The 14024-nt window shown below is 35.9% G+C and carries 11 protein-coding genes, 1 pseudogene and 3 other annotated features; of the genes and pseudogenes, 10 read left to right on the plus strand and 2 right to left on the minus strand.

The genetic code is table 11. From position 1 onward, the window contains the following. A partial coding sequence (locus AC3WTA_RS00205) for a 3D domain-containing protein (RefSeq protein ID WP_492332769.1) occupies positions 1–728 on the plus strand: 728 nt, incomplete at its 5' end. Positions 729–836: 108 nt separating this feature from the next. Here AC3WTA_RS00205 and AC3WTA_RS00210 read toward each other — a convergent pair. Further along, positions 837–1361: a kinase gene (locus AC3WTA_RS00210; protein ID WP_000070099.1), complete on the minus strand. Its 525-nt coding sequence runs from the start codon at positions 1359–1361 to the stop codon at positions 837–839. Between the two features lie 100 nt (positions 1362–1461). Here AC3WTA_RS00210 and AC3WTA_RS00215 point away from each other — a divergent pair, with 100 nt between their 5' ends. The 3 genes and pseudogenes from AC3WTA_RS00215 (at position 1462) to AC3WTA_RS00225 (ending at position 2859) form a co-directional block, all read left to right on the plus strand. Next, entirely contained in the window at positions 1462–1758 is a 297-nt protein-coding gene (locus AC3WTA_RS00215) for a YfzA family protein (protein ID WP_002096505.1), read from the plus strand. A gap of 21 nt (positions 1759–1779) precedes the next feature. Beyond that, a pseudogene (locus AC3WTA_RS00220) lies at positions 1780–2313 on the plus strand (GNAT family N-acetyltransferase); the annotation flags it as partial. A 15-nt stretch (positions 2314–2328) separates the two neighbouring features. Continuing rightward, the gene (locus AC3WTA_RS00225; protein WP_033657764.1) at positions 2329–2859 is read left to right on the plus strand and encodes a cysteine hydrolase family protein; all 531 of its coding nucleotides are present in this window, start codon (positions 2329–2331) and stop codon (positions 2857–2859) included. Between the two features lie 170 nt (positions 2860–3029). On the opposite strand, the gene AC3WTA_RS00230 is transcribed toward AC3WTA_RS00225, so the two are convergent. Then, on the minus strand, positions 3030–3473 hold the full coding sequence (locus AC3WTA_RS00230; protein WP_001013097.1) for a YndM family protein: 444 nt from the start codon (positions 3471–3473) through the stop codon (positions 3030–3032). A gap of 180 nt (positions 3474–3653) precedes the next feature. Here AC3WTA_RS00230 and AC3WTA_RS00235 point away from each other — a divergent pair, with 180 nt between their 5' ends. The 6 genes from AC3WTA_RS00235 (at position 3654) to aroA (ending at position 14011) form a co-directional block, all read left to right on the plus strand. Then, positions 3654–7133 carry a DUF4020 domain-containing protein gene (locus AC3WTA_RS00235; protein ID WP_000265237.1) on the plus strand — a complete coding sequence of 1160 codons (3480 nt, stop codon included), beginning with the start codon at positions 3654–3656 and terminating at the stop codon, positions 7131–7133. A gap of 107 nt (positions 7134–7240) precedes the next feature. Then, positions 7241–7477, plus strand: a binding site (T-box leader). Between the two features lie 54 nt (positions 7478–7531). Next, positions 7532–7767 (plus strand) — a binding site (T-box leader). Between the two features lie 194 nt (positions 7768–7961). Beyond that, complete coding sequence (locus AC3WTA_RS00240) at positions 7962–9038, plus strand: bifunctional 3-deoxy-7-phosphoheptulonate synthase/chorismate mutase (RefSeq protein WP_001273578.1); 1077 nt, start codon at positions 7962–7964, stop codon at positions 9036–9038. Between the two features lie 9 nt (positions 9039–9047). Continuing rightward, positions 9048–9267, plus strand: a binding site (T-box leader). A gap of 53 nt (positions 9268–9320) precedes the next feature. Further along, the gene (aroC, locus tag AC3WTA_RS00245) at positions 9321–10493 is read left to right on the plus strand and encodes a chorismate synthase (RefSeq protein ID WP_001269422.1); all 1173 of its coding nucleotides are present in this window, start codon (positions 9321–9323) and stop codon (positions 10491–10493) included. An 18-nt stretch (positions 10494–10511) separates the two neighbouring features. Continuing rightward, positions 10512–11612: a histidinol-phosphate transaminase gene (gene hisC, locus AC3WTA_RS00250; protein WP_001197255.1), complete on the plus strand. Its 1101-nt coding sequence runs from the start codon at positions 10512–10514 to the stop codon at positions 11610–11612. Beyond that, positions 11605–12705, plus strand: a complete 1101-nt coding sequence (gene tyrA, locus AC3WTA_RS00255; RefSeq protein WP_001228147.1) for a prephenate dehydrogenase — start codon at positions 11605–11607, stop codon at positions 12703–12705. The genes hisC and tyrA overlap by 8 nt, the downstream gene beginning before the upstream one ends. Before the next feature lie 16 nt (positions 12706–12721). After that, positions 12722–14011 (plus strand): 3-phosphoshikimate 1-carboxyvinyltransferase, encoded by a 1290-nt coding sequence (gene aroA / locus AC3WTA_RS00260; RefSeq protein ID WP_000664596.1) that lies wholly within the window; start codon positions 12722–12724, stop codon positions 14009–14011. Positions 14012–14024 lie beyond the last annotated feature (13 nt).

Consider the following 14024-nt stretch of genomic DNA (forward strand, 5'->3'; position numbering starts at 1 on the left):
AAGAAGTGAAAGTACAAGAAGTAGTAAAGCCTAAGGAAGAAGTGAAAGTACAAGAAGTAGTAAAGCCTAAGGAAGAAGTGAAAGTACAAGAAGTAGTAAAGCCTAAGGAAGAAGTGAAAGTACAAGAAGTAGTAAAGCCTAAGGAAGAAGTGAAAGTACAAGAAGTAGTAAAGCCTAAAGAAGAAGAGAAAGCCCAAGAAATAGCGAAGGCTAAGGAAGAAGAGAAAGCCCAAGAAATAGCGAAGGCTAAAGAAGAAGAGAAAGCCCAAGAAATAGCGAAGGCTAAGGAAGAAGCAAAAGCCCAAGAGATAGCAAGGGCTAAGGAAGAGGCAAAAGCAAGAGAAATAGCCAAGGCTAAGGAAGAAGCGAAAGCAAGAGAAGTAGCAAAAGCAAAAGAAGAGTCTAAAAATAACACGCAGGCTGCTAAGCGTGAATTAACGGTAGTAGCGACTGCATATACTGCGGATCCAAGTGAAAATGGTACATATGGTGGACGCGTTTTAACTGCGATGGGGCATGATTTAACGGCTAATCCGAATATGAGAATTATCGCAGTAGATCCGAAAGTAATCCCATTAGGATCTAAAGTATGGGTAGAAGGTTATGGCGAAGCAATTGCTGGTGATACTGGAAGTGCTATTAAAGGAAATCGTATTGATGTTTTAATGGGTTCAAAAAGTAAAGCTATGAATTGGGGAAGACAAACTGTTAAAGTTAAAATTCTTTAATCGATATAGTTATCTAGATAGAAGTCAGTTCTCTTTATTGAGACTGGCTTTTATTTTTGTGAAAGTAAAATACAAAGTGCATAAAGAAAATAAGACTAACATATTATGTTAGTCTTGTTTTTTGATCGCAACATTAGTAAGAATCGCATTAAATATATCTTTTTGCGTGAAGTTATCTGTAAAAATAGTTTCTCTAGTAACTTCAATTGTATCGTGCGGATTATACCATTTTTGTAGGGAATCCTCACCAAATTCATGCCGTTTGTCCCTTGTAGTATGTCGTCGAATCGTTTCTTTTAACGATAAATCAAAGTAATATGTATAGACGTTTCCTTCAAAAATATGTATTAATTCTTTCAACATTTCACCGTATCTACGACTGTTTAAAATGCCTTCTAAAATAACAAATTCACATTTTCCTTTTCCGTATTTTGTAATTTCAAATAGTAAATCATGTGATAAATTACCCATCGTATCATGTACCCTAAGCATATCTCTACGTACAACATCTTGTGATACTAAAAGTGTACCTTTTCCGAAATGTTCTTGTAGTTGCTTTGCGATTGTTGTTTTACCACTTGCGGAGTTTCCTCTAAGAATGATTAATGATGATTTAAGGATAGGATTAGACATAATGTATTCCCCCAGCACGAATGATTATATAGAAAATTTTAACAAATAAACCGTGAAAATTGTATAATTAATAGGATGGAAGTAAAAAGGTGGGAGCTAGATGGAACATAAATTAAATAAGGCGCAGCCGATTTTGAAACGGACATGGTTTCGCTATCTAGGGGCATTTATTATTGTTCAATTGTTGTTTATTATTTGTGAGGTTACTGGATGGGCACCAAATTTTAAACCAAGTGGGGAATTTTTAAGTAGAATTTTACATTCCAAATTTTTTACGGAATGGTTCACTCCATATGAAATCCCTCATTTTAATTTGTTTACTGCTCTTTTTGCGGTTACATTGTTACCATACGCACTAATAGGTGCAATGAAAGATTTTAAAAAAGGAAAAATATAAATAATTAAAAAGAGGTACTATATGCTATTTCAAAAAGATAATGTATCAGTTAGGTACGTAATAGAAGAGGATGCAACAACTATTTCAAAATGGTTAACAGACCCAGAAGTCTTGCGGTATTACGAAGGACGAGATAATCCGCAATCTGTAGAAATGGTACTGAATCATTTTATACATAATCCAAATAGTCATGAAAAAAGATGTTTAATAGAGTTTGATGCCGTTCCAATTGGTTACATACAAATGTACCCAATTGATTCTGAGTGGAAAACATTATATGGCTATGAAGAATCACAAAATGTATGGGGAATGGATCAATTTATCGGAGAGCCGACTTATTGGGGAAAAGGAATTGGAACGAAAATCGTTCAGGCAGCAATTACATATATTATGGAGAACACGGGAGCAGAAGCAATCGCAATGGATCCGAAAGTAAATAATGAACGTGCGATAAAATGTTATGAAAAATGCGGCTTTAAAAAAGCGAAGATATTAAAGGAACATGAGCTGCATGAGGGGAAATTAGAAGATTGTTGGATGATAGAATACAAACAAAGGGAGCTGCGCGAAATGAAAAAAGCTTTAATAGTAATTGATGTGCAAGCAGGTATGTATACAGCAGGAATACCAGTACATAATGGGGAAAAGTTTTTAGAAATATTGCAAGAGCTTATTGGGGAATGTCGTTCAAATGATATTCCAGTTATTTATGTACAACATAATGGGCCAAAAGATCATCCGTTAGAAAAAGGTACAGCTGGTTGGAAAGTGCATGAGGCAGTTGCCCCGCAAGAAGGGGACAGTATCATTGAAAAGACGACGCCAGATTCATTCCATAAGACGAACTTAAATGAAGTATTACAAGAAAAAGGAATTGAACACGTTATTATTTCAGGGATGCAAACAGAGTACTGTGTGGACACGACAACGCGAAGAGCGTTTAGTGAAGGGTATAAAGTAACGTTAGTGAGTGATGCACATAGTACGTTTAATACAGAAGTGTCACGTGCTGAAGACATTGTAAAGCATCATAATGTAGTGTTTGGAGCGTTTGCTAATGTTGTTCTGTTAAAAGATTTGAAAGTGACTGCCTCTAAATAAGAGGCAGTTTTTTTATTGTAAGAAATAGTTTCAAATATTGCTGGTAAGTCGATATTCTTTGTCGAAACGTCGATATATTTGAAAAATCGTTCATATAATTTCACGTACCATAATGAAAACAAAATAAAGGAGCACCACATAATTAAAAAGGGCGCTCCTGCATCAAAATGTCATTTCTTCTTATTCTTATCTTTATCCAATACATTCTGTTCTTCAGCAAATTCCGTACCATATGCAAAGCGGCGATTAATATGAATGTTATCATTGTTGTGCCTTGTGTGTGAGTTAGAAAAGCGATGAACGATTACTTCAGATAATGTAAAGACAGTAGCGGAAAGGAAACTACCCCATGCAATTTGCATGTAATTGTCTAATAAAATATTACCGAAAATCCATACGCTTAAATACGTTAGTAAGAAATCCGACATAATGGCACCGGTATTGCCTATTCGGTTTAATATGATTTTATCGACGAACATATAGGATACGATTGTAACAAAGAGACTAAATGAAATAATTTGGACGAACGTTGCAGGGAAAAATAAAGCGAGTCCGATACTAAATGCGATAATGCACGATATAAACTTAATAAGAACTACAGTAAAACCATTCAATATTTACACCTCCGATTTATACATAGTTTTACAATAAATTTAGGAGTTCATACATTGTAACAAATATATTTACATAAAACTTTTTCACGTTCGATTTTTGTCTAAATATTAAAAAAACAAAGAAAAAATGTTATAGTAAAATGAGAGTATATGACATTTTTAGGTAAGGGGGAATCCATGATGTGGATTACTTCAGAAGTAGAAATTCCAGAGGAGTTAATTGATCATCTTGAACAAGGAAAGTTAGTACTATTTGTTGGAGCGGGAGTTTCTATGAAAGGGAAATCAAACTTACCGAATTTTGATGATCTAGTTGATGAGATTGCGAAAACGTTATATGTAGAAACGCGTGAAATAACAGAACCTCATGATTATTATCTTGGTAAAATTGCGAAAACAAAAGATATACATCAAGTTGCAAGAGATTTAGTTCATATTGAAAAATCAAAGCCGAATCCTCTTCATTATGCGATTCCGAGATTGTTTCCTTTAGATACGGAAGTCCGCATTGTAACGACAAATTTTGATCGGCATTTTACAACTGCGATGAAAGAAATGAATAGAGAATTAAACGTATATTACGCACCTGCGTTACCTACAGGTAGAGCGTTTAAAGGACTCGCCTACATACATGGCAATATAGAACAAGAGAAAGAAGCATTAATATTAACAGATGGTGATTTTGGAAGGGCTTACTTGACGGAAGGATGGGCAAGAAGATTTTTAGTTGATTTATTCTCGAATTATACCGTTTTATTCGTTGGATATAGCCATAATGACCCAGTAATGAAATATTTAGCAACTGGTTTACCACCAAGTACAAGGCGTTATGCATTTGTTGCGCAAGGGGAAAATACGTACCATTGGGAGCATTTAGGAATACGGCCGATTGTATACCCGAATAAAGGTAATAATCATCAATCTCTTGTTAAAGCAGTGAAGCGATGGGCGGAATTAATGGGAGATAATTATATTACAAAACGAATGCGGATTCGTGACATAGTAACAGTTCCACCGTCAGTAGAGCAGGAACAATTATCATACATAAAACAATCCATAAAAAAAATTGAAACAGTCCGCTACTTTGTTGAATTTGCTCATGATTATGAATGGGTGGAATGGCTTGAAGCAGAAGGGACATTACAAAATTTATTTTTAGTTACATCAAACGATAATGAGGTAGATGAATTACTTGCAGAATGGTTGGTGGAACAATTTCTTTTTAGTCATCAAAAAGAATTATTTCAATTAATTTTTAAAAATCATTCTAAACTATCTCTGTTATTATGGAGAACAATTTGTAGCTACTTAAACGAAACGAAAATTAAAATGGACCCGTTGTTGTTTGCAAGATGGACACTTCTTTTACTAGAAACAGCTGAAAAAGATAGTAAATCAATTGAAAAAATTTCTTACTTACTCCAAAAATGTTCTTTTCCTGAGCATAAAGAGATTGCTTTATTATTACTAACGTTTATTTTGGATGGAAAGCTTAAGTTAAAGCGGGAGAGAAAATGGGGAAATGATACACAAGAATCAATAGAACTTGAGGAATCGAGTCGTTTACCAGTTTCTACATTTTCTTATGTGGAGCAAATTTGGAATGAGAAGATGAAACCTCATATTTCCTATTACGCCGTACCAATTATGATGATGGGAATAGAGAAGATGCGAATGTTATCACTACGACAAACGGCACTGAAAAAAAAGGATAAGGAAAATGTTGAAAAAGAGTTTCAGCAAAATGATCTTGCATTTTTAATTCAAATTGTAAAAGAGTGTTTAGCCTATTTGTGTGAAAATAATGAAAAAAAAGCAAATTATTATATTACAGAAATGATAGAAGCAAACAGCATGCTTCAGAACCGAATTGCAATTGATGCGATGAATAAAAATATATTCGTTAGTGCCGATGCCAAAATGAAATGGTTGTTACAGGAAGGACTTCTTTTAGATGTCACGTATAAACACGAAGTTTTTCAACTTATAAAAAATCATTTCGCACTCTCTTTAGAAAAAACAAAGGAAGAGGTTATTCAAATTGTATTGAAGGACCTTGCAGAGGAGAGAGCATTTGATGCTTGTTTAGTTTTAGATTTATTATTCACTTGTGATTCGAATAGTCCATCTACAGCAAAAGGTTATGAGTTAATGAAGCAAAAACATCCTCACTTTCATTCTGATCGATATAGTGTACAAAAGAAAGAGACGGCAGAACAAAGTATTACTTGTAATGTAACTGCTGATGGATTATTGCAGTTGAAAGACGATGAAATTATGAAGCAAGTTCGTCAATTTTCTCAAGATGGTGTTTTTGAACAACGCCATTTTTTAGAGATGTTATCGAAAGCATGTAAGTTGAATACAGAATGGAGTATTTCATTTGCCTATCAATTAGTTGGTATGCACGAAATAAGTAATGAAGTATGGTTTGTTTGTATTAGAGAGTGGCGAAATAACCGAGGATTGACAAATGAACAAATCCAAAAAGTTATTCCGCTATTGCAGAAATTTGTTAGAAATACTGCTTTTCATTGGTTAATTAGTAGCTTTCTATATGAAATTAGTAATCGATTAGAAGAGTTAGAGGAAAATAGTATACGCAATGTGAAACGGTTTGCTTTTTCGGTATTCCCTCAAGTAATGAAAAGCGATACAGATTTTAAGCTTGGAAAACAAGATTTTTACAATGAATCGATCCAGCATCCAGTTGGGAAAATGACAGCTGTATTATTAAAACTGTTATCATATGATCATTTATACGATCGTAACGTGTATGAATATTTATTTTTATTTGAAGAACAAGTAAGAGTTAGTACAGAACGGACAAATTTTATGTTAGCTCGTTTAGTAGCAGATATTACATTTCTTTATCATATTGAGAAGCAATGGTGCCGAAAATATTTGTTACCGTACTTAGATTTAAAGCAGGAAAATGAGATTACGAAATATGCATGGGCAGGCTTATGTTACACGCAAATCAATTTACCTTTATTTACAGAGATGAAGCGATTTATTAAGTATGCGGTAGAACATTTGGAAGTATTACATCCGCATACGAGGGAAGCTTTCTTGAAATGGCTTAGTTTTGTATTTATTAAATGTGTACTGTATTGGGAGCAAAAAACAGATTGGTTATACCCGTTACTTATACAAGAAAATGAAGAAAATAAAATTAAATTTATGCAGTTTTTATGCTATTACGTAAAAACGCTAAGTGCAAAAGAACAACAAAAATTTTGGGCATCTTGGCTCAGTGTATTTTTGCGGGAGCGACCGAAAATGGCTGAAATCACAGCTAGAGAATATGTAATGCTTTTGCGTATTATTTTATTTATGGATGAAATAGTAGAAAGAGGATTATCTATAATAAAAACATTTTCAGATGTGCTTGGAAAAGGGAATCAAACGGAGTTAAAACAGTTGTTTAATGAAATACTTGAAAAGACAGAGAGTATAAAAATGTATAAAGAATTGTATGCAAATGTATTTTTCACTTTACTACAAACGCTTCAGGAAGCTGATTTACTTGAAACTGAAATTATTCAAATAAAAGAAATATTAATCCAGTATGGAGTAGAAAAATATGTATTAAATGCAATAGATAATGAGATAATTCGCATCGGAATTGTTATGGAGAATTTACAAGAAGAAATGTAGGACGGAAGTGGAATTTTAAAAAAAATATAAAAAGTTGTTGACAGTGTTTTGAAAAGCGTTCTATAATACGAATCATACTTATTCAATTTCAAAAACATTTGAATAAACAAAGTGCAATGAAGAGATCACAGTAGTGGTTAGTCTTACTGTAACAGAGAGCTGGTGGTTGGTGTGAACCAGTACAGGGATAATCATGAATTACAGTCTTGGAGCATCTTTTTCGTAGTAAAGATAGTATTGTCTTTATGAAGAAAAAGCGGTCAATTGATCGTTAACAGTGAAGAGAGGTAGACGGAAAGTTAGTCTACAACTAGGGTGGTACCGCGATAAATATCGTCCCTACTGATTTATTCAGTAGGGACTTTTTGTATTTTAGTGGTCTAACTTGAAAATTAAATATATATGCGTTGAAAGGAAAAGCAGTAGTTGTTGTTTCCCTGTAACAGAGAGCTGGTGGTTGGTGTGAACCAGTACAAAAACAAGAGCGAATTACAGTCCTAGAGCATCTTTTTCGTAGTAAAGATAGTAATGTCTTTATGAAGGGAAAGACGGTCAGATGATCGTTAACAATGAAGAGAGGTAGACGAAAGAAGTCTACAACTAGGGTGGTACCGCGATAAATATCGTCCCTACTGATTGGATCAGTAGGGATTTTTTGTACAAAAAAGTGGGTTTTTAACTAGTAGATAGTGTCCTTATAGTAAGTATTCGTTTAAAATAAGAAGAGGTATCGATTCCACTAAAATTTTGTATAATTTATCAGTTCAGAAAATAGAGAATTTTTCATTCTCTTACTATACTTTTAAAACATTAGAGGAGGATTTCCAAATGGCAAATCATGAATTAGATCAATTACGTAAACAGGTAGATGAAATTAACTTACAACTATTACACCTTTTAAACAAACGTGGTGAAATCGTTCAAAAAATTGGAGAGCAAAAGCAAGTACAAGGTACGAAACGTTTTGATCCAGTACGTGAGCGTGAAGTACTTGATATGATCGCAGAGCATAACGAAGGACCATTCGAAACGTCAACTGTCCAACATATTTTCAAAACAATCTTCAAAGCTAGCTTAGAATTACAAGAAGATGATAACCGTAAAGCATTACTAGTATCACGTAAAAAGAAACAAGAAAATACAATCGTTAATGTAAAAGGTGAATTGATTGGAAACGGAACACAAACGTTCATCATGGGACCTTGTGCGGTAGAAAGCTTAGAGCAAGTTCGCCAAGTAGGGCAAGCGATGAAAGACCAAGGTCTAAAATTAATGCGCGGTGGTGCTTTCAAACCGAGAACATCTCCATACGATTTCCAAGGTTTAGGAGTAGAAGGATTACAAATTTTACGCCAAGTAGCAGATGAGTTCGACTTAGCGATCATTAGTGAAATCTTAAATCCGAACGATGTTGAAATGGCGCTAGACTACGTTGATGTCATTCAAGTTGGCGCACGTAACATGCAAAACTTCGATTTATTACGAGCTGTAGGTAAAGTTAACAAACCAGTATTACTAAAACGTGGATTAGCAGCAACAATTGATGAGTTTATTAACGCAGCTGAGTACATCATTGCACAAGGTAACGACCAAATTATTCTATGTGAGCGTGGTATCCGCACATACGAAAGAGCGACACGTAACACATTAGACATTTCAGCAGTACCGATTTTAAAGAAAGAAACACATTTACCAGTAATCGTTGACGTAACGCATTCAACTGGACGCAGAGATTTATTATTACCAACAGCGAAAGCAGCACTTGCAATTGGCGCAGATGCAGTAATGGCTGAAGTACACCCAGACCCAGCGGTTGCATTATCAGATTCTGCACAACAAATGGATATTCCAGAATTCCATAGATTCATGGATGAGTTAAAAGGTTTCAAAAATAAATTATCTTAATTCCATATCATATATGCGCTGAAGAGGAAACAGTAGTGCTTATCTCACTGTTAAAGAGAGCTGATGGTCGGTGTGAATCAGTACAAAGATAAGCATGAATTACAGCCTTGGAGCATCTTTTCCGCCAACTTTTGGAGGGAAAGACGGTCAAACGATCGTTACAGAAGAAGAGAGGTAGACGATAGTTGTCTACAACTAGGGTGGTACCGCGATAAACATCGTCCCTACTGAGCGCTCAGTAGGGACTTTTTTGTACAAAAAAATAGTAAAGGGGCAAGAGAAATGAGATACATTACAGCTGGAGAATCACATGGACCGCAGTTAACAGTTATTTTAGAAGGTGTACCAGCAGGTTTAACATTAACAGCGGAACATATTAATAAAGAATTATTAAGAAGACAAAAAGGGCACGGACGCGGAAGACGCATGCAAATAGAAACTGATACAGTTGAAATTGTAAGTGGTGTTCGTCATGGGATGACACTTGGCTCACCAATAACGTTAATCGTTAAAAATGATGATTTCAAACATTGGACGAAAGTAATGGGTGCAGAGCCAATTTCGGAAAAAGAAAGTAAAGATATGAAACGTACAATTACAAAACCACGTCCAGGACATGCGGATTTAAACGGCGCAATTAAATATGGACATCGTGATATAAGAAACGTACTAGAGCGCTCATCTGCAAGAGAAACAACAGTTCGTGTAGCTGCTGGTGCAGTTGCGAAACAAATTTTGAAAGAATTAGGCGTAGAAATTGCAGGGCATGTTCTTGAAATTGGTGGGGTACAAGCGAAACGAATTTCAAACTTACCAATAGAAGAAATTCAAACGATTACTGAAAATTCACCAGTTCGATGTTTAGATAAAGAAGTAGAACAAGAGATGATGGATGCGATAGATAACGCTAAAAGTAGTGGGGATTCAATCGGCGGTATTGTTGAAGTCATTGCAGAAGGTATGCCAATTGGCGTTGGTAGTTACGTTCATTACGATCGTAAATTAGATGCAAAACTTGCTGGTGCAATTATGAGTATTAATGCATTTAAAGGTGCTGAAATTGGCGTTGGTTTTGAAGCAGCAAGACAGCCAGGAAGTAAAGTGCACGATGAAATATTATGGGATGAAGAAAATGGATACACGAGAAAAACGAATAATGCCGGTGGTTTAGAAGGCGGTATGACAACAGGAATGCCAATTGTCGTAAGAGGTGTTATGAAGCCAATACCTACATTATATAAACCGTTAGCAAGTGTTGACATTGATACGAAAGAAGCATTCCAAGCGAGTATTGAAAGATCTGATAGTTGTGCAGTACCAGCAGCAGGTGTAGTAGCTGAATCTGTTGTAGCATGGGAACTTGCACATGCACTAGTCGAACAATTCGGAAAAGATCGTATGGATTTAATTCAGCAAAACATTACGCAACATAACAAATACGCAAAAGAATTTTAATAAAAAGGTGGTTTTAACATGCAAGTAAAAGATCAGCTATCATCATTACAACCATATAAACCAGGTAAATCACCTGAACAAATGAAAGAAGTGTACGGAGATCATTCATTTGTGAAATTAGCATCAAATGAAAATCCATTCGGCTGCTCACCACGTGTTTTAGATGAGTTGCAAAAATCGTGGTTGGAACATGCTTTATATCCTGACGGAGGTGCTACAACGCTCCGTCAAACAATTGCAGATAAGTTACATGTCCAAATGGAACAAATACTTTGCGGTAGTGGTTTAGACGAAGTCATTCAAATAATAAGCCGTGCAGTACTTAAAGCAGGAGATAACATCGTAACGGCTGGTGCAACATTCCCGCAGTACCGTCATCATGCAATTATTGAAGGTTGTGAAGTGAAAGAAATCCCTTTAAATAACGGTGTATACGATTTAGACGAAATTTCGTCAGCAATAAATAATAATACGAAAATCGTATGGATTTGTAATCCGAACAACCCGACAGGCACATATGTGAATGATCGAAATTTGACTCAATTTATTGAAGGTATTAGTGAAAATACGTTAATTGTCATTGATGAAGCGTACTATGAATACGTAACAGCAAAAGATTTCCCGGAGACATTACCGCTTTTAGAAAAACATAAAAATATTCTTGTACTTAGAACATTTTCTAAAGCGTACGGATTAGCTTCTTTCCGCGTTGGATATGCGATTGGACAAGAAGAGTTAATCGATAAATTAAATGTCGTACGTTTGCCATTTAACGTATCTTCATTAGCGCAAAAAGCAGCGACGATTGCTTTTGGTGATAATGAGTTTATTGAAGAAATAGTTCGTGTGAATACAGAGGGATTACAACAATACGAGAGCTTTTGTAAGGAAAATGAAATTCCATTTTATCCATCGCAAACCAATTTCATCTTCTTGCCAGTTGAGAATGCTGGAGAGATTTATGAAGCTTGTGCACACGCAGGGTTTATTATACGTCCGTTCCCGAATGGTGTCCGTATTACAGTCGGAACAAGGGAGCAAAATGAAGGAGTGATTTCAGTGTTAAAACAACACTTTGAAAATAAAAAAAGAAAGTCTCGAGATGAGGCAAATGCGTAAAAAGGTAGTATTAATTGGAACAGGTTTAATAGGAGGCTCTCTTGCATTAGCAATTAAGAAAGAGCACGATGTAACGATAACAGGTTATGATATATTTCAAGAACAAGTAGAGCGTGCAAAAGAATTACACGTAGTAGATGAAGTAGCAGTAGATTTACAGCATGCATGTGAAGAGGCACATTTAATTGTGTTTGCTTCTCCAGTTGAAGAAACGAAGAAGTTATTACACAAATTAGCGTCATTTCATTTACGGGAAGATGTTATTGTAACAGATGTTGGTAGTACAAAAGGGACGATCATGAATGAAGCGGAAGCTTTATTTTCAAAGGAAGTTTCTTTCATTGGTGGACATCCGATGGCAGGTTCTCATAAAACGGGAGTTGAAAGTGCAAAAGCACATTTATTTGAAAATGCATTTTATATTTTAACGCCGATGAATCATGTGCCAAATGAACATGTGGAAGAACTAAAGCGTTGGTTACAAGGAACAGGATCTCATTTTCTCGTTCTAAATACAGAGGAACATGATTATGTAACAGGGATCGTTAGTCATTTTCCGCATCTTATCGCAGCTGGATTAGTAAAGCAAGTGGAGAAACATGCAGGAGATAATCCGCTCATTCATCAACTAGCTGCGGGAGGGTTTAAAGACATTACACGTATCGCATCTAGTAGCCCAAAAATGTGGAGTGATATTGTTAAGCAAAATCGCGAGCATTTAATGGTATTATTAAAAGAGTGGATCTCTGAAATGGAAGATTTATATGATACAGTTTCTACTGGAGATGCAGGCGAGATTCAAACCTATTTTGCAGACGCGAAAGAATACCGTGACTCTTTACCAGTACGAAAGAGAGGGGCAATTCCTGCCTATCACGACTTATACGTCGATGTTTTAGATAAAGTAGGGGCATTGGCTCATATTACGAGTATTTTGGCACGCGAAGAAATTAGTATTACGAACTTGCAAATATTAGAAGCGCGTGAAGGGTTGCTTGGGGTATTACGTATTAGCTTCCAAAGAGAAGAAGATCGTATGAAAGCAAAGCTAGCGCTTGGAGAAGAAAAATACCAAACTTATGAAACAATTTAAATGAGAAGGTGAAAACATGAAGGAAAGAACAATAGAACCTGTTAATAACGGATTAAATGGTATTATTACAATTCCAGGAGATAAATCCATTTCACACCGCGCTGTCATGTTCGGCGCGATTGCAGAAGGAAAAACAACGATTAAAGGTTTCTTGCCCGGTGCAGACTGTTTAAGTACAATTTCTTGCTTTAAAGAAATGGGAGTAGAAATCGTGCAAAACGGTGATGAAGTCACTGTAGTTGGTAAAGGATTAGAAGGCTTACAAGAACCGAAAGCTGTATTAGATGTTGGCAATTCTGGTACAACAATACGTTTAATGTCAGGAATTTTGGCAAATACACCATTTTTCTCTTGCGTACAAGGTGATGCATCTATCGCAAAAAGACCGATGAAACGTGTTACAAATCCATTAAAACAAATGGGTGCAAACATTGATGGCCGCGAAGAAGGGACGTTTACACCGTTAACAATACGTGGTGGAGATTTAAAAGCAATTGAATACACTTCACCTGTAGCAAGTGCGCAAGTAAAGTCAGCTATTTTACTTGCAGGACTTCGAGCAGAAGGTGTAACAGCTGTTACAGAACCACATATTTCACGCGATCATACGGAAAGAATGCTTGAAGCCTTTGGAGTTAAAGTAATTCGTGAGGGAAAAACAGTGAAACTTGCAGGTGGACAAAAGTTAACAGCAACAGACGTTCAAGTGCCAGGTGACGTATCGTCAGCAGCATTCTTCTTAGTAGCGGGCGCAACCATTCCAAATAGTAAACTAGTATTACAAAATGTAGGGATGAATCCAACTCGTACAGGGATCATTGATGTTTTAGAGAAAATGGGTGCTACGTTCACTGTAGAGCCAATTAACGAAGGAGCATCAGAACCAGCTGCAAATATTACAATTGAAACATCTTCATTAAAAGGAATCGAAATTGGCGGAGATATTATCCCAAGATTAATCGATGAAATTCCTGTTATCGCCTTAGCGGCAACGCAAGCAGAAGGAATTACAGTAATTAAAGATGCGCACGAATTAAAAGTAAAAGAAACGAACCGTATCGATACAGTCGTTGCGGAGTTAACGAAACTAGGAGCTCGCATAGAAGCAACTGATGACGGCATGATTATTTACGGGAAATCAGCACTAAAAGGCAATACAGTAAATAGTTACGGTGATCACCGCATTGGAATGATGCTTGCAATTGCCGGCTGTCTAGCAGAAGGAAAAACAACAATTGAAGACGCAGAAGCAGTAGGCGTATCATATCCTACATTCTTCGAAGAACTTCAAAAGTTAGCAAAATAAAGTAATAAAAAGC

This window comes from Bacillus sp. EB106-07-01-XG149 (assembly GCF_058791555.1).

Excerpts from the sequence above, each read along its gene's own strand:
- AC3WTA_RS00210 (WP_000070099.1), bottom strand. The coding sequence starts at position 1,361 with ATGTCTAATCCTATCCTTAAATCATCATTAATCATTCTTAGAGGAAAC.
- AC3WTA_RS00215 (WP_002096505.1), top strand. The coding sequence starts at position 1,462 with ATGGAACATAAATTAAATAAGGCGCAGCCGATTTTGAAACGGACATGG.
- AC3WTA_RS00225 (WP_033657764.1), top strand. The coding sequence starts at position 2,329 with ATGAAAAAAGCTTTAATAGTAATTGATGTGCAAGCAGGTATGTATACA.
- AC3WTA_RS00235 (WP_000265237.1), top strand. The coding sequence starts at position 3,654 with ATGTGGATTACTTCAGAAGTAGAAATTCCAGAGGAGTTAATTGATCAT.
- AC3WTA_RS00240 (WP_001273578.1), top strand. The coding sequence starts at position 7,962 with ATGGCAAATCATGAATTAGATCAATTACGTAAACAGGTAGATGAAATT.
- aroC (WP_001269422.1), top strand. The coding sequence starts at position 9,321 with ATGAGATACATTACAGCTGGAGAATCACATGGACCGCAGTTAACAGTT.
- hisC (WP_001197255.1), top strand. The coding sequence starts at position 10,512 with ATGCAAGTAAAAGATCAGCTATCATCATTACAACCATATAAACCAGGT.
- tyrA (WP_001228147.1), top strand. The coding sequence starts at position 11,605 with ATGCGTAAAAAGGTAGTATTAATTGGAACAGGTTTAATAGGAGGCTCT.
- aroA (WP_000664596.1), top strand. The coding sequence starts at position 12,722 with ATGAAGGAAAGAACAATAGAACCTGTTAATAACGGATTAAATGGTATT.